This window comes from Flaviramulus basaltis, from assembly GCF_900114265.1.
In the GTDB taxonomy this organism is placed as follows: Bacteria; Bacteroidota; Bacteroidia; order Flavobacteriales; family Flavobacteriaceae; genus Flaviramulus; species Flaviramulus basaltis.
In genome coordinates this window covers 55,249-71,360 of sequence record NZ_FPKV01000005.1, presented here as the reverse complement: position 1 = coordinate 71,360, position 16,112 = coordinate 55,249, and the positions used below count along the sequence as shown (strand labels likewise).

The window sequence follows — 16,112 nt, the reverse complement described above, 5'->3', positions numbered from 1 at the left end:
ATAAATAAATGATGAGAACATTAAAAACAATGGTAGCCTGCCTTTTAATAGCAGCTACCGCAGTCAGTTGTTCGGTCAGTTCTTCGGCCATTGTTACCGATTATGACCGTGAGGCACAGTTTGGGACATACAAGACCTTCTATTGGTCAGATGATTTTCAAATAGATAGCGGAAAGGAAGAAGAACCGCTCTTTGTCAATACATTGATCAAAAAAAGACTAAAGTCGGCCATTCAGGACGAAATGGAAAAGAAAGGATATGTAATGGACAAAGCCAATCCTGATTTATTGGTAGATTCACGTATTGTGGTCAAAACCAGAAATATAAACTACAATTCCGGCAGCTATCCGTATTTTCCATTCTACGGTCACGGCTATGGCCATTTTGGGTCTTACGGCTATGGCTATTACGGCAATTATCAATCTTCTGAAGAGCACAAGGAAGGTGGTGTGGTTGTAGAGCTCATAGATATGTCCCGCCGTCAACTGGTCTGGCAGGGATTTGCGCCAGATGTGCTCCACGCAGATACAAATGATAAACAAAAAGAAATCAAAGAGGCCGTGGTAAAAATATTTGCAAAATATCAATTTGGAAATACCACAAAAAACTGAGCTTAAAATGATATAAAAAATATCAAGAAAAAAAGCCCTAATTTAGGGAAGGGTCAATATTGATGGTTAGTGTTTAACCCTTCCCTAGTTAGGCACAAAAAATTTTAAAAAAGTTGATTTGGTTAAAAGTAGCCTGTACAAGGGAGAGAGAAATTTTCCCTAAGTGATTGATTAATAGCATCTCTCTTCCTATGTCAGGCGATACAGAAACTTTAAAAAGGAGAAGTTTAATGAACGATACTAGAATTTAATATAGGATTTAGATGAAAGAATGTTGTAAAACGTATTGTAAAAACAAAACAAAACAAACGGACCTAAGAACCTGGTTTAATTATTTACTTTACACAATAATTACGGTTATAGTATTGGGAGCTTTGATAGTTCAGCTATTCGGTTAAAATTTTTTTATTTAATAATGCAAAAAAAAAGCAGCATATCTGAGTTTAAAGGATTCTATAAACAGCTATTTAAGAAGCTTTTATTAACGACAACTGTAGTTGTTACTTTATCGCTTAGTTATGTACTATTTGCATCCCTTAATGTTACGCATCCATTCTTATCTTATATTATAGTATTTTTAGCATTTATAAAAACCTTTTTTATTGTGCGATTAACATTTATACAGTTGAGTAAAATAATTGGAGAAAGCCATAAGCTTAGTCATGTACTAATACTTTTTGGAGTCTTAATCCTTTTAATTGTTTTTTCGTTTTCGTTTGACTATTACACCCTTTATATAATGGATGTTGATAGCTTTAAAACATCACTCACAGGAAATGGCTCATTTATTCGGCAATTTTTCGAATTTTTATATTTCAGTTTAATCACCTTTTCTTCCGTTGGCTTTGGAGATATCGTACCTATTTCTGTTTCAGGAAAAATAATGGTAATGTTGGAAGTGTTTTTAAGCTTTTTCGTTCTAGTCTTTGGTATTGCAAATATTAATCGAATACATGTTGATAAATAAAGTTTCTAAAACCAATACTTTAAAGTATTAAAAAATAATTAAAAATGGTAAACAAGCATACAGCACTTAAAATTAGGAAGGTTCACCGTTATTTAGGTCTTTTCATTGGTGTTCAATTTTTAATGTGGACCATTAGTGGCTTGTATTTTAGTTGGACGGATATTGATGACATTCATGGAGACCAATTTAGAAATTCACATTACCAACCTAAAGGGTTCCAGAATCTTATCAGTCCCTCTAAATTAGATGTACCAAAAGGAATCAGGACCATTGAAATAAGAGATATAGATAATATGCCATATTATTGGATAAATCAAAATCAGCTCTATAATGCATCAAACGGAGAATTAAAAAAAGGGATTACAGAACGTGAAGCATTATATGTTGCCAATCAATTTATGGACAAATCCCTAAAGGTCATTGATGTTAAATTAATTAGTGAAGTTGATAAAAAACATGAATATCGTGAGAGATTATTACCAGCATATGTGATGTCTTATGATAATGATGAAGCACTTAAAGCCTATGTTTCTGTGAATGATGGAAAATTCCAAACCGTAAGACACCGCAGTTGGCGCTGGTTCGACTTTTTATGGATGACACATACTATGGATTATGAAGGAAGAGACAATTTTAACACCATTGTTTTAAGGGCATTCTCAATATTGGGTTTAATAACAGTATTAAGTGGTTTTTTGCTTTGGTACACTTCTTCACCAAGTATTAAGAAAATTATAAAAATGAAAAAAAGTGAGTGAAAATAGAAGAAATAGAAGAAAGAATAAGAATAGTAAGCATCAAAAGAAAAGTAATATATCAAGAAAGGATAAAATTATTGGTATAATTGCAATAATCATCATTGTCATATTAGCAACGGTTATGGCCTATTATTATTCTCTTTCAAAAGCAGGAATGACATTGTTTTAAAGCAAATAGAATATGAGTGAGACTATCCACATAAAGAATATGGTCTGTCCAAGATGTATCTCGGCAGTATCGAATATTTTACAAGGGCTAGAGATTCCATATAGCTCAATTAAATTAGGAGAGGTTGAATTAACATCATCATTAAATATGGAAACTAAAAATGCTTTTTCCAAAGCACTTCAAGATTCTGGCTTTAGTTTGATTGACGACCGTAAAAGTCAGCTTATTGAACAGATGAAAACTTTAGTAGTGGATAAAATCCATCACTCATTAGATGAATTGGATATTAAATGGGCAGATTATATAAGTCAAAATCTGCATCTTGATTATAAATACCTAAGCTCTCTTTTCTCATCTGTTGAAAGTATCACGTTTGAGCAATACATCATCAACCAAAAAATTGAACGTGTAAAAGAACTCATCATTTATGACGAGTTAAACTTGAGTGAAATAGCTTTTAAACTTAACTATAGTAGTGTTGCCTATTTGAGTAGCCAGTTTAAAAAGGTTACTGGAATGACACCTACTAAATTCAAAAAAAGTACAAATAAAAACAGAAAACATTTAGATGGTATTTAAGAATTTATTAAGAAAAAGTAGATTCATTTTAATTGATGTTTTTTGGAATTATTGATGTCAATTTTAAAAGTTTTAAGTGTAAAAAATATTCAAATAAAACAAACAGTATGAAAACAAAACTATTTACTTTAATTATTGTTTTAATAACATTTTGTGAGGTTACAGCCCAAAAAACTTTTAAAACGGAAGAAGGTCACATTAAGATGATGACTTTGGTAAACAATAAACCCATCAAGGCAGAAAGTCATAAATTGGCCCTATATCTTGATTATGATTCCAAAATAGTTAATGGTGTTCTTGACCTGAAAACCTTGTCAACGGATGTTTCTAAAATCAATACCATTTTACAAGAGCAGGAAGACCCTTTGATGCTTCGGTTTACCGGCACAATCCCTTCGCATGATTTTTTATCAAAACGGCACGATCCTATCAATTTCGATTGGCTGGTAACCGTTACCTATCAAGGGAAGTTTTATAAGTCACAATTTAAAGCCACCATTACACATATTGAGCATGGAGCAGCGATGTCATGCTTGATAAGCGCAAGGGGTCAGGTTTTAGTGTCAGATACAGGTTTGGATTCCCTAATAGAAGGCATAGATAAGACTATTGAAGTACAGTTTGCTCAGCTAGTATTAAAATTGGAATAGTTGTTTGTTTTTAATAGATATTAAGCCTTATATTAGAATTTGTAGTATAAAACATTTCTTGATCACGAAAATACTTACGTATTTTCTGCCAGCCGGTCAGTTCGGTTTATATTTACTATATTAATAGTGTTAAACTATATACCTAGGCATACACAAGCTTTAGAAACGAAAATAAAATAATCAATTTAATAATTAAAACACAACAAAATGGAAACAACTACAGTAAATCCTTCTAAAATAATGCAAATTGGCATGGGATTTTGGGCATCCAAAACACTCCTTACAGCGGTAAATATGGAATTGTTTACACATCTGGCAAATGGAGAGTTGTCAGGGCAAGATATCAAGACAAAATTAGGACTACATGACAGAGGTCTTTATGATTTCTTAGACACCTTAGTTGCATTAGGGTTTTTAAAAAGAAGTGGACTAAAGGAAACTTCAATGTACAGTAATGCAGAAGATGCGAACTTGTTTCTCGATAAGAATAAACTAAGTTACATTGGTGGCATGCTTGAAATGGCAAATAATCGTTTATATCCTTTTTGGAACGATCTTGAAGAAGGACTAAAAACAGGAAAACCTCAAAATGAAACAAAAACGGGTGGTGTTCCCATTTTTGAAGCCCTATATGCTAATGAGCAAAAATTAAGGGAATTCTTAAAAGCTATGGGTGGTATCCAAATGGGTAATTTCATGATGTTCTCTAAAGCGTTTGACTTTACCAATTATAAAACACTTTGTGACATAGGAGGGGCAGGAGCAAATCTTGCCATTCAAGTAGCCAAGACTAATGAACATATGATTTGTGTTTCATTTGACTTGCCACCTGTAGAACCTATTGCCAGAGAAAACATTACTATGATGGGGCTAGATGATAGAATATCTACACAATCTGGTGACTTTTTAAACGAAGCCCTTCCTAAAGCTGATATAATTACTATGGGTAACATTCTTCATGACTGGGGAATAGACGATAAGAAAATGCTAATTAAAAAAGCATATGATGCGCTACCACAAGGAGGGGTTTTAGTCGTTATTGAGAATATCATTGATGATAATCGAAGTGAAAATGCTTTTGGTCTAATGATGTCATTAACTATGAATATAGAAACAGATGAAGGCTTTGACTTTTCTGCAGCAGATTTTGATGGTTGGGCCAAAGAATGTGGTTTTACACGAACTTCCGTTATGCCTTTGACCGGACCTTCAAGTGCAGTAATTGCTATAAAATAAAAATAAACTGTTGTTGTACATTTTGACGTAATCGGTAGTAACAAATTTTTAATTGAGGCGTTAGTAAGTTATGAAACAATATAAAATCTTTCTTTTTGTTGTTTTCTTGTCAATTTTTGTGGCTTGCGATACAGATGATAAAAACAACAAAGAGTCTACAACTCAAAACTTCATTTTCGAAGACGGATTTGAACCCCAAAATGATTTGTTAGATGAACTGTTTCCTTCAAACGGTACTAGATGGTCTACAATACAACAAACCAACCCTTCAAATGCTATTAATGAAATTTCTATAACGAATTCTGAATTTTCTGAAGGACAAAATGCACTTCGCTTTCTTGTATATCAATCGGATTCGCAATTATCGAAAATAGATATTGAGAAAAATGGATTAAATATAAAAGCAGGAGATAAGGTAGTTATAACAGCAGATTTTTATATAAATAGTAATGAATCCCTAGAAAATCTATTACTGATTGATTTAGAATGTTGTTCTTGCTGGGATCCTTCGGTTGGAGACAATTATGGTTCGGAAAATCAATGTCCTGGAGTTAGACTTATGATGTCTGGAGGTAATGATTATCTTTCCATTGAAAGAGGAAAAATATCAGGAACTACCTTACAGCAAACAAATGTTGCTTTTCCAAGAACCCAATGGGTTTCGGTACATTGGGAAATGACAATGTCTGATACCGAAAGCGGACTTAATAGATTACTTATTAACGGAACAGAAGTTCTGAATGAGAGTGCTATGAATATGCCAAATGCGCAGGTTTTTAGTGATGTATTTGCAAACCAAGGAATTGATTTTACTTTACAAGAACCTACCTTTTACGAACGGGTGCAAATTGGAGCAACAGCTAATCCTACTGCGGGTAATATTGAATTATTTGTTGATAATTTTTCAATTAAAGTGGAATAAAATTTGCTGCAACAAAGAATTCATTAAACGCTATTTCCTATAAAACTACTATTAACTAAACAAACTTTGGCAACAGTTTGGTATATCACTATATTCTATAAATCATATAGTAAATAATGTAATACAATAAAGTACTTTAATCAAATGTTTATTTTATTATTTAAGTATTTGCTTAAATACGTAATTAATTATATGTTTGTGCGACAAACCGAATAACTTTAATAAAAATAATAGTGACTTATGAAATTAGAAATAACCTGTACAAGGGCGGAAGCCAACCATAAGCAGTTACAAAACTGTATGGAGACATTGGATGAAATGGAAGGAAGTTTTCAAAAAATGACAAAACTTTTATCAATTGCCGGAAGCGATGTAAGATTGAAAATTCTTTATTTATTGAATTTAGAAAATGAGCTATGCCCTTGTGATTTAGCAGATATTCTAAAAATGAGTATGCCTGCAATCTCACAACATATACGCAAAATCAAAGATGCAGGAATAATCAATTCAAGACGAGATGGTCAAACGCTTTACTATTCTTTAAATAGAGATGAAACAGAGATATTTAATAGCATTTTTAAATCAATAGAATTAATTAGAAAAACAGCATAATTTATTAAGAAATGAAAACAGAAAAAACATCAAAAAATGCGGCATACACAGGTTTATTTGCTGCAGTAGCAGCATCATCTTGTTGCATACCACCTGTTATAGCATTAATTGCTGGCGTTGGAGGAAGTGCGTCTGCACTATCTTGGATGAAACCATTTAGACCCTATTTAATTGGTTTAGCTATAGTCGCAATTGGCTATGCCTGGTATAATTATTTAAAACCAAAAAATGCCGATGATTGTGGTTGTGAAGTTGATGCAAAACCAAAATGGTATCAAACCAAAGGTTTTTTAGTTGGTATTACATTGTTTGCAACGGTTTCAATTGCTTTTCCTTATTATGCTCATATTTTTTATCCTGATAATAAGAAAGAAGTGGTTATAGTCAATCAATCCAATATTCAAACATTAAATTTTGATGTTAAAGGGATGACTTGTGCATCTTGTGAAGAACACGTTAAACACGCAGTTAATGAGTTAGAAGGTATTGTAAATATCAATGCTTCCTATGAAAAGGCAAACGCAGAAGTGGAGTTTGATAATACAAAAACGACTAAAGAGGATATAGAAAAAGCAATAAACTCAACAGGGTATAAAGTAATTAATAAAGAAAAAGATGAGTAATAAAATAATAAATTTAAACATCAACGGAATGACTTGTTCTGGGTGTTCATCACATATTGAAAAAGATTTAAACGTTAAAGACGGAATTGTAAGTAGTATTGTAAATCACGAAACAGGAGAAGGAAAATTTGTTTATGACACCAATAAGATAAGTAATCAAGATGTTATTAATGCAGTAAACAATATAGGAAATTATTCAGTTATTGAAGATATTGAAAAGGAAGATTGCTGTGTTACAAATACCAAAGATTATGATGAAAAGAATAAATTCGATTTAATTGTTATTGGTGGAGGTTCAGCAGCATTTTCAGCAGCTATAAAAGCCGAAGGCATTGGCTTAACAACATTAATGGTAAATGATGGATTAGATTTTGGAGGAACCTGTGTCAATGTTGGCTGTGTACCTTCTAAAAATTTGATTAGAGCTGCCGAAACAGTGTATCACGCAACACATTCTAATTTTAAAGGAATTAAACCCAAAGGTGTTGAAATTGATTTTACTCAAATTATAAAAGACAAAAAAGCATTAGTATCCACATTACAGCAACATAAATATATGGATGTGGTAAGTGATTTCAAAAACTTAACAATGCTTAAAGGTTGGGCAAAATTTGTAGATAATAAAACCATTCTTGTAGATGGAAAAGATACATACACCGCAACTAACATCATTATAGCAACAGGAGCAACAACAAACATTCCAAACATTGAAGGACTAAATAAAGTAGGCTACTTAACGAATGTATCTTTATTCGATTTAGAAGAAAAACCAAAAAGCTTAACCATAATGGGAGCTGGCTATATCGGTTTGGAAATTGCAATGGCATATAACCGCTTGGGAGTAAAGGTTCGTATCATAGAATTTACAGATAGACCATTACGTAGTCAAACCAACGATATTACAGATGTTTTAGAAACACAAATGAAAACTGAAGGGATTGAAATCCTTCCAAATTTTAGAGCCATTAAATTTGAAAAAGATGGCGACAACACTATTATTCATTGCAAATGTCCTGATGACTCTACCACTCAAATAATTGAAGAAGGCCATATTGTCGTAGCTACAGGAACAAAACCAAATACATCTAAATTAGGTCTTAAGAATATTGACTTAAACCTGACAGAAAAAGGACATATTTTAGTTAACGAAAAAATGGAAACTAATATTTCCAATATTTACGCAGCAGGAGATGTTACCAATACACCAGCATTTGTGTATACAGCAGCAACCGAAGGCAGTGCAGCAGTACAAAACGCATTTTCATTATCAAAAACCATTTTGGATTATTCATCTTTACCTTGGGTAGTATTTACAGACCCTCAAATTGCAGGAGCAGGTATGGACGAATTGGAAGCAGAAAAAAAGGGAATTCCTTTTGAAGTCAGTAAACTTGATTTAATTCACGTTCCAAGAGCATTGGCAGCGCAAGATACCAGAGGGTTCATAAAACTGATGCGCAACACTGAAACCGATAAATTAATAGGCGCAAGAGTCATAGCAACAGAAGGTGGCGAACTCATCCAACAATTAAGTATGGCTATTAAATTTGGAATCACTGTAAAAGACTTGGCAGAAAGTTTTTATCCATATTTAACTTTAGGGGAAGCTGTTAAACTGGCAGCAATTACCTTTGGAAAAGATGTTTCTAAATTAAGTTGCTGTGCGAGTTAATTCAAAATAAAAGGTTTTAAAGGGAATGCCAGTTCTTTTATGAATTTGAAAACTGCGAGAAAGTATTAAAACCAAAAGAAGGAGACTGTTGTATTTATTGCTCTTTTGGAATTATACCCTGTCCACCGATTCAAGAAAATAAAAGTTGCTGATAATTTCTTTGCACAACCTGTGCATCGATTAATTTGTATATTTGTAAAACTTTATGAAAATATTCTTTTCCATATCAATGTCGCTTCTATTCTTTTTTCAAGGGATTAGCATAGATATGGACTTTTGTGGGCCAATTAAAGAAATTTCAAGTATTATTACCCATTATCAAGACCATAAAGTTTATGGCGACTCTTTCCTTGAATATGTAGTTGAAGATTACATTGACAATGATGCAAAAAATGAAGGGCATCATAATAACCCAGTTAAGGAGAATTCACCAGTTCATCCCCATAATCAATGTTGTCATCCTTTAGTATTAATTATTGCGAACAACAATTCGGCTTTAACCAATCGACTAAAGTTTGAAGAGAAAAAACAGTTTAACTTACATAAAGTAAACTTCACTTCCAGATATCTGGAATCGCTTTTCCAACCCCCTCAAGTATAATTCAGTTTTTTTTTTAGGATAGCTATATCCTACCGTGATGCTTTTCAAAGTAAGCATCGCATTATAAACGCATTGCATCTAATTGCATTGCGATGTTTAAACTGAATTAATACTTTTTCTATGATTAACAAAATCATTTCATTTTCCATCAATAATAAATTTATTATTGGGCTCTTTATAGTGGCACTTGTTGGTATAGGCATTTGGTCTATGGCCACTATAAATCTGGGTTCTGTACCCGATATTACCAACAACCAAGTACAGGTTATTACAGTTGCCCCAAATTTAGGTACTGAAGATATTGAGCAATTTGTTACCTATCCGGTAGAATTGGCAATGGCAAATCTTCCTGACGTTATCGAACTGCGTTCGGTATCCCGTTTTGGGCTGTCTGTGGTTACCATTGTCTTTAAGGACGAGGCAGGCACTTATCTGCCACGGCAATTGGTACAAGAGAAATTAACCGAAGTTGCTGGAGAAATCCCCGAAGGTTTCGGCACGCCATTTATGGCACCAATAACTACAGGTCTGGGCGAAATCTACCAATACACCTTAAAATTAAAAGAGGGCTACGAAGATAAATACGATGCCATGGAGCTTCGTACCATTCAGGATTGGATTGTAAAACGTCAAATGGCATTAGTCCCCGGAGTCGTTGAGGTAAATGCATTTGGTGGTTACGTAAAGCAGTATGAAGTTGCCATAAACCCTAATAAGCTGAAAAGTTTCGGTATTACAATGAATCAGGTCTTTGAAGCCTTGAAAGTGAACAATGCCAATACTGGTGGTGCTTACATTGAAAAAAACCACCAAGCAAATTTCATTCGTGGAGAAGGTTTGGCACGTAGCATTGAAGATTTGGAAAATACAGTTGTAACCACACAAAACGGAAGCCCTGTTTTAATACGGGATGTCGCCGAAAAAGTAGGCTATGGTAATCAAGTGCGTTATGGTGCGTTTACCCAAGATGGACACGAAACTGTTGGTGGACAAATTTTAATGCTGAAAGGCGAAAGCCCAGGCAACGTAGTCGAAAATGTGGAGAAGCGCATTGTAGAAATACAAAAATCCCTACCCGAAGGCGTTTACATAGATACATTTTTAAGCCGAAGTGAACTCATTGGAAGAACCACAAGCACCGTTGAAAAAAACCTTATTGAAGGTTCATTGATTGTGATTTTTGTGCTTGTCTTGCTTTTGGGAAGTTTCCGTGGTGGCTTGATTACAGCTTCGGTAATCCCTTTATCATTACTCTTTGCATTTATCTTGATGAAACAATTTGGTGTATGGGCAAACTTAATGTCCTTGGGTGCAATCGATTTTGGAATCATCGTGGATGGTGCTGTAATCATTGTAGAAGGAATGGTATTCCACATTCATCAACGGATGAAAAAAACCACAACCGCCATAGACCAGTCTGAAATGGATGAAATAGCCTATGAATCGGCAAGTACGATGATGAATTCGGCATTTTTCGGACAGCTTATTATCCTTATCGTCTTTACACCAATTCTCTTTTTAACGGGTGTAGAAGGAAAAATGTTCCGTCCAATGGCATTTACCTTTGGATTTGCAGTTTTAGGAGCGATTATCCTTTGTCTTACGTATGTTCCAATGATTTCTGCAATGTTCCTAAAACCTGCTAAAAATCAGAATAGTTGGTTTGCCAAATTTGAAAACAAGATTGATAGGTTTAGTGATAAAATAATGTCCGGTTTAAACAGAGGTTATGTACCATTGCTCAATTTTGCACTTCGCTTTAGGGCTGGAGTCGTTATGGGCGCTGTTGCCCTGCTATTGATTGCGGGATTTATTTTCAGCAATATGGGTGGCGAATTTATTCCAAAATTTGATGAGGGCGATATTGCGTTTCAGGCGTTGATAAAACCGGGGAGCAGTCTTACAGAATCCATTGAGGCTTCAAAAAAACTTCAAAATTTAATCAATGAATTTCCAGAGGTAAAAACGGTAGTTTCAAGGATTGGTGTGGCCGAAATACCAACAGACCCAATGCCTATGGATATAGCGGATAGTTACATTATTCTTGAAAAAGATAAGAGTAAATGGACTTCCGCAGAGAGTAAAGAAGAACTCATAGAAAAAATACAGGAAAAAATTTCAGTCGTTCCCGGCGTAAATTTCGTATTTACCCAACCTGTAGAACTTCGTTTTAATGAATTGCTTACAGGGGTTCGTGAGGACGTAGCAATCAAACTGTACGGAGAAGATTTGGGCGTGTTGGCAGACAAGGTACAGGAAATCGCAGCAGTCATCAGAACCGTTCCCGGAGCAGCTGACCTCAATGTGGAAGCTACAAGCGGTTTACCACAAATGACGGTGGTATATAACCGTGCGAAAATGGCACAATACGGTGTAACCGTTGACAAGCTGAACGATTATGTGAGTGCTTCATTTTCTGGAGAACAGGCAAGTGTGATTTTTGAAGGCGAAAAAAGGTTTGATGTGGTCATTCGTTTGGCGAAGGAATTTCGACAAGACATCAACAGCCTTAAAAATCTTTATATCGATTTGCCAAACGGAGCGCAAGTACCTTTAAAGGAGGTTGCAGATATCAGCTATAAGCCTGGTCCGATGCAGATTTCAAGGGACAACACGTCTCGTCGTATTTCGGTAGGGGTCAATGTTCGTGGGCGCGATGTAAAATCGATGGTCGAGGAAATTCAGCAAAAATTAGAAACGGACGTGAAACTGCCACCTGGTTATTTTGTAACCTACGGAGGTTCTTTCGAAAACCTTCAACGTGCTTCAGACCGATTGATGATTGTAGTGCCTATTGCACTTTTCCTAATATTCATATTGCTCTATTTTGCATTGAGTTCGTTCTCGCAATCATTAATGATTTATATGGCAGTGCCATTGGCGGCCATTGGTGGCGTGTTTGCACTATTGATACGAGGAATGCCTTTTAGTATATCGGCAGGTGTTGGTTTTATTGTGCTCTTTGGAGTTGCGGTTTTAAACGGATTGGTACTGATAAACAAATTCAATGAACTAAAAGAAAGTGGAATGACAGACTTAAAAAAACGAATATACGAAGCAACGCACGAACGCTTACGTCCAATTTTGCTTACGGCAACGGCAGCCATTATGGGCTTTATCCCAATGGCGATTTCTACCTCTGGAGGTGCAGAAGTGCAGCGACCATTGGCAACGGTGGTTATTGGTGGATTACTTACAGCGACGTTTTTAACGCTTGTGGTTCTCCCCGTATTATACTATTGGCTTGAATCCCGAAAAGAAAAGAAGGATAATGGTGGTGACACAAGTTACATTAAGAAAGGCGCAACGGTTATTATTATATTATTGAGTTTGGGAGGCTTTCTGACCTCAAATTCCGCTACTGCGCAGAATAGCCAGATGGCTCAAACAATTACTTTGGAAGAAGCCATATCTATGGCCAAGGAAAATTATCCTTCCCTAAAGGAAAGTCAAGCTTTAATCCAAAGAGAACAGGCGATGAAAGGAACAAGTTTTGATTTGGGGAGCACCTCTTTATATACCGGTAGAGAAGACCAAGGGGTGCAACAAGGAATATTGCGTACGTATGGCGTACAACAGGGCAATATTGATTTGCTTTCTGGTTTTTCAAAAAACAAGTTCTATAAAGAACGGGTTAAATTGGGCGAAAAATTCTATGCTGTCAATGAGCAGCAATTGATTCGTAATGTGATGCAGGCGTATGACCTTATCAATTATAACAAAGCACAATTGCGTTTTGCGGAACAGTTGGACAGTGTTTATGCCAACTTTAGGACGGCTGCCGAATTGCGCTATGATACAGGGGAAACAGGCAAGCTGGAATTTATTGCGGCTTCTTCCGAATATCAGCAGATTCAAGTATTAAGGCAACAAGCCTATGATGATATTGAAATTGCAAAAAGAGCATTGAAGCAGTATTTGGGCATTGACCAAGAAATTGAAACTGTGAATTTGACCTATGAACCAATGGATTTTTTGGCCAATTTGGATTCGGCTTCCGCAGCCAATAATCCTTTGCTTCAATATGCTATGCAAAATGCCGAAGTAAGCAAAGCGAATATAGGTGTTGAAAAATCCGAGTTCCTACCAAAATTCAGCATAAGTTATGATAAATTGAAGTACAATGATGTGTCTGGCTTTAGCGCATATCAGGCCGGTATTAGCATACCGCTTTGGTTCTTTCCACAGAAATCAAGGGTAAAGGCTGCCAAGGCAGATGCTATGGTTGCCGAGAACCAATATCTCGAACAAAAAGCAATGACCGAAAGTAGGGTTTCCCAACTATTAAAATCATTGGAAAAGACCAAAAAAACCCTTTCCTATTATGAGGAAGGCGCATTACTTTTGGCAGAACAGCAAATCGCTACGGCAGAACTGGCATCAAAAGAAGGTGAAATAGACTATGTAAACTACATTACAATTCTTAATAGTGCTATCAGAATCAAACAAAACCATTTGCAGTTTATAAATCAATTTAATCAGCAGTTCGTCGAGCTGCAATACCAACTGGGTAATCTATAATCTAAAAAAAGAAAAATGAAGAATATACTATTAGTAAGTACCGTATTATTTACACTTATGTTTATGAGTTGTAATGATTCCCAAAAATCTGAACTTGGGCATAACGAAGCCGAAGGTGTATCAAAAACCAATGAAGCTGGGGAAGATGCACACGGCGAGGAAGGCCACAATGAAGGAGAAGAAGAAGGTCACAGCGAGGAAGAAGGCGTTGTGGAACTCACAAAGCAACAGGCCGAAACCATAGGTTTGGAAATGAAACCTTTGGAGGAACGCAATTTAGGGAACAACATTAAAGTAACAGGAACGCTGGAACTTTTCCCACAGGACAAGGCGAACATAAGTCCTTTTGTTGGTGGAAATGTGAGTTCCATAAAAGTAATCCCTGGAGATAACGTAAAGAAAGGTCAGGTGTTGGCATATATAGAACACCCAGATATCATTGCAATGCAACAAGATTATCAGGAAAAAAATGACGAACTGGTCTTTTTGAAACAGGATTTTGAACGTAAGCAGACCCTTTATGATAAAGGTGTTTCTTCTGGCAAGGAATTTCAGATGGCGCAGTCAAAATTTCGTTCCACAACATCCAGCGTCAATGGTTTGCGGTCCCAGTTGAGACTGTTGGGCATTAACCCGGACAAAGTGGCGGAAGGCCAAATATATTCCGCTGTTCCCATTACCACACCCATAAGTGGGTATGTGGATGAAGTAATGATTAGCCTTGGCGATTACGTGGCACAACAATCCAAAATGTTCTCAATAAGCGACAACTCAAAAATCTATGTCAACTTCAAAGTATATGAAAAAGACATAAAGCAAATCAAGAAAGGGCAACAGATATATTTTTCAACAGCTTCTCGTCCAGATGAACTGCTTAAAGCAACCGTTCGGTCTGTGGGCAAAACCTTCAACACCGACCCAAAAGCTTTGGAAGTTCTGGCAGACATTGAAAACAAGGATAAAAACCTATTGCCGGGTATGTACGTACAAGGACGAATAGTGCAGGGCGAAAAAAAGGGTTTCGCCGTACCGGAAGCTGCCATTATAAAAGAAGGCGAGCAATCCTTTATTTTTATTTTGGATGAAGATGAAGAAATGGAAGCGAACAAAATGAAATTTAAAATGATACCCGTAACGGTTGGTATTACTGATTTAGGCTTTGTTGAAGTCAACCTGCCTGCCGAAGTTTCAAAGGACGCCAAAGTCGTGATAAACGGAGCGTATAACCTGTCTTCGGAAATGGTTAAAGGCGAACTGGAACACGGACATTAATTCAATAACAATCAAAGATTTTGATTCCGAGTTTGTTTATCGTCTTAATTAGTTAGTTAAAAATTAGAAAACAAGCTCGGTTCAAAATCGATTAAAACATAAAAATATTTTTAAGATGAAAGAAATAAAAGCATTTGTAAAACCGAACCGAATCCAAAGAGTCATTGAAGCACTATCAGATAATGGATTTGAAAGTATGACCCTTTCACAAGCAGAAGGTACTGGCGCATTCAAGGCAAAAGGTGCAAGACCTTCGTTGGATTTTCGTATTACCGATAGTCCTGTGGTTAAGCTGGAATTGGTCTGTCAAAATGAGGAAGCCCAAGCTGCCATTGAAATAATTTTAAAAAATGGCAAAACGGAAGAACCTGGAGACGGCATTATCTATATAGCAAATATTGAAGATGCCTTTCAGATTAAAACTGGGGATTCCTTAAAACGGTACGACCTATAAAACACTTCAGTACAAATGGAAAAAATAGTTCAACTTCTGGAAAACAAAGGGATACGACCTACGGCTATGCGCCTTATGACCTATAAGCGGTTGGCAGAGTTGAATGTGGCCATCAGCCTTGGCGACTTGGAAAAAGATTTTAAGGTCAGTGAAAGAAGTACCCTATTTAGGACTATGAAAGCGTTTGAAGAAAAAGGGATTGTGCATCAAATCGAGGATGGTACGGGAGTTATAAAATACGCCCTTTGCGAAGAAAATTGTGAATGCGAGGTCGGCAACGACCTTCATTTGCACTTTCATTGCAACAATTGTAATGAAACGGTCTGTTTAACAGAGCATAAAATCCCTCACATCAACTTACCTGATGGTTATATTACCGAGGATATCAACTTGGTGGTAAAGGGCATTTGTGAGAAATGTAGCAAGTAATAATTGCTCTTCCTATATGAGGACACTATATTTAAT

At 35.7% G+C, this 16,112-nt stretch carries 15 protein-coding genes and 1 pseudogene; all 16 read left to right on the top strand.

The window, feature by feature from the left end; genetic code table 11:
- Window positions 1-8: 8 nt before the first annotated feature.
- On the top strand, window positions 9-611 hold the full coding sequence (locus BT151_RS16805) for a DUF4136 domain-containing protein (RefSeq protein WP_245794906.1): 603 nt from the start codon (window positions 9-11) through the stop codon (window positions 609-611).
- 415 nt (window positions 612-1,026) lie between these two features.
- Window positions 1,027-1,578: a potassium channel family protein gene (locus BT151_RS16800; RefSeq protein WP_072403524.1), complete on the top strand. Its 552-nt coding sequence runs from the start codon at window positions 1,027-1,029 to the stop codon at window positions 1,576-1,578.
- A gap of 44 nt (window positions 1,579-1,622) precedes the next feature.
- Window positions 1,623-2,336, top strand: coding sequence for a PepSY domain-containing protein (locus tag BT151_RS16795; protein ID WP_072403523.1), 714 nt, complete (start codon window positions 1,623-1,625; stop codon window positions 2,334-2,336).
- A gap of 181 nt (window positions 2,337-2,517) precedes the next feature.
- Entirely contained in the window at window positions 2,518-3,084 is a 567-nt protein-coding gene (locus BT151_RS16790; RefSeq protein ID WP_072403522.1) for a helix-turn-helix domain-containing protein, read from the top strand.
- A gap of 107 nt (window positions 3,085-3,191) precedes the next feature.
- Complete coding sequence (locus tag BT151_RS16785) at window positions 3,192-3,734, top strand: hypothetical protein (RefSeq protein ID WP_072403635.1); 543 nt, start codon at window positions 3,192-3,194, stop codon at window positions 3,732-3,734.
- A gap of 207 nt (window positions 3,735-3,941) precedes the next feature.
- Complete coding sequence (locus BT151_RS16780) at window positions 3,942-4,970, top strand: methyltransferase (RefSeq protein WP_072403521.1); 1,029 nt, start codon at window positions 3,942-3,944, stop codon at window positions 4,968-4,970.
- A gap of 70 nt (window positions 4,971-5,040) precedes the next feature.
- Window positions 5,041-5,892 (top strand): heparin lyase I family protein, encoded by an 852-nt coding sequence (locus BT151_RS16775; RefSeq protein ID WP_072403520.1) that lies wholly within the window; start codon window positions 5,041-5,043, stop codon window positions 5,890-5,892.
- Window positions 5,893-6,132: 240 nt separating this feature from the next.
- Window positions 6,133-6,504: an ArsR/SmtB family transcription factor gene (locus BT151_RS16770; RefSeq protein WP_072403519.1), complete on the top strand. Its 372-nt coding sequence runs from the start codon at window positions 6,133-6,135 to the stop codon at window positions 6,502-6,504.
- 11 nt (window positions 6,505-6,515) lie between these two features.
- Entirely contained in the window at window positions 6,516-7,127 is a 612-nt protein-coding gene (merTP, locus tag BT151_RS16765) for a mercuric transport protein MerTP (RefSeq protein ID WP_072403518.1), read from the top strand.
- Window positions 7,120-8,799, top strand: coding sequence for a mercury(II) reductase (gene merA, locus BT151_RS16760; protein WP_072403517.1), 1,680 nt, complete (start codon window positions 7,120-7,122; stop codon window positions 8,797-8,799). Before merTP ends, merA begins: the two co-directional genes overlap by 8 nt.
- 26 nt (window positions 8,800-8,825) lie before the next feature.
- Window positions 8,826-8,951: pseudogene (locus BT151_RS18965) on the top strand (GDCCVxC domain-containing (seleno)protein); the annotation flags it as partial.
- A gap of 77 nt (window positions 8,952-9,028) precedes the next feature.
- Window positions 9,029-9,400, top strand: coding sequence for a hypothetical protein (locus tag BT151_RS16755; RefSeq protein ID WP_072403516.1), 372 nt, complete (start codon window positions 9,029-9,031; stop codon window positions 9,398-9,400).
- Window positions 9,401-9,520: 120 nt separating this feature from the next.
- Window positions 9,521-13,921 carry a CusA/CzcA family heavy metal efflux RND transporter gene (locus BT151_RS16750; protein ID WP_072403515.1) on the top strand — a complete coding sequence of 1,467 codons (4,401 nt, stop codon included), beginning with the start codon at window positions 9,521-9,523 and terminating at the stop codon, window positions 13,919-13,921.
- 15 nt (window positions 13,922-13,936) lie between these two features.
- On the top strand, window positions 13,937-15,193 hold the full coding sequence (locus BT151_RS16745; protein ID WP_072403514.1) for an efflux RND transporter periplasmic adaptor subunit: 1,257 nt from the start codon (window positions 13,937-13,939) through the stop codon (window positions 15,191-15,193).
- A 115-nt stretch (window positions 15,194-15,308) separates the two neighbouring features.
- Window positions 15,309-15,647, top strand: coding sequence for a P-II family nitrogen regulator (locus tag BT151_RS16740; RefSeq protein ID WP_047418561.1), 339 nt, complete (start codon window positions 15,309-15,311; stop codon window positions 15,645-15,647).
- A 15-nt stretch (window positions 15,648-15,662) separates the two neighbouring features.
- Entirely contained in the window at window positions 15,663-16,076 is a 414-nt protein-coding gene (locus BT151_RS16735) for a Fur family transcriptional regulator (protein ID WP_072403513.1), read from the top strand.
- Window positions 16,077-16,112: the final 36 nt, after the last annotated feature.

Bases quoted from the DNA above. Each gene is read 5' to 3' on its own strand.
- BT151_RS16755 (WP_072403516.1), top strand. From the start codon at position 9,029: ATGTCGCTTCTATTCTTTTTTCAAGGGATTAGCATAGATATGGACTTT.
- BT151_RS16790 (WP_072403522.1), top strand. From the start codon at position 2,518: ATGAGTGAGACTATCCACATAAAGAATATGGTCTGTCCAAGATGTATC.
- BT151_RS16780 (WP_072403521.1), top strand. From the start codon at position 3,942: ATGGAAACAACTACAGTAAATCCTTCTAAAATAATGCAAATTGGCATG.
- BT151_RS16800 (WP_072403524.1), top strand. From the start codon at position 1,027: ATGCAAAAAAAAAGCAGCATATCTGAGTTTAAAGGATTCTATAAACAG.
- BT151_RS16750 (WP_072403515.1), top strand. From the start codon at position 9,521: ATGATTAACAAAATCATTTCATTTTCCATCAATAATAAATTTATTATT.
- BT151_RS16785 (WP_072403635.1), top strand. From the start codon at position 3,192: ATGAAAACAAAACTATTTACTTTAATTATTGTTTTAATAACATTTTGT.
- merA (WP_072403517.1), top strand. From the start codon at position 7,120: ATGAGTAATAAAATAATAAATTTAAACATCAACGGAATGACTTGTTCT.
- BT151_RS16770 (WP_072403519.1), top strand. From the start codon at position 6,133: ATGAAATTAGAAATAACCTGTACAAGGGCGGAAGCCAACCATAAGCAG.
- merTP (WP_072403518.1), top strand. From the start codon at position 6,516: ATGAAAACAGAAAAAACATCAAAAAATGCGGCATACACAGGTTTATTT.
- BT151_RS16805 (WP_245794906.1), top strand. From the start codon at position 9: ATGATGAGAACATTAAAAACAATGGTAGCCTGCCTTTTAATAGCAGCT.
- BT151_RS16740 (WP_047418561.1), top strand. From the start codon at position 15,309: ATGAAAGAAATAAAAGCATTTGTAAAACCGAACCGAATCCAAAGAGTC.
- BT151_RS16745 (WP_072403514.1), top strand. From the start codon at position 13,937: ATGAAGAATATACTATTAGTAAGTACCGTATTATTTACACTTATGTTT.
- BT151_RS16775 (WP_072403520.1), top strand. From the start codon at position 5,041: ATGAAACAATATAAAATCTTTCTTTTTGTTGTTTTCTTGTCAATTTTT.
- BT151_RS16735 (WP_072403513.1), top strand. From the start codon at position 15,663: ATGGAAAAAATAGTTCAACTTCTGGAAAACAAAGGGATACGACCTACG.
- BT151_RS16795 (WP_072403523.1), top strand. From the start codon at position 1,623: ATGGTAAACAAGCATACAGCACTTAAAATTAGGAAGGTTCACCGTTAT.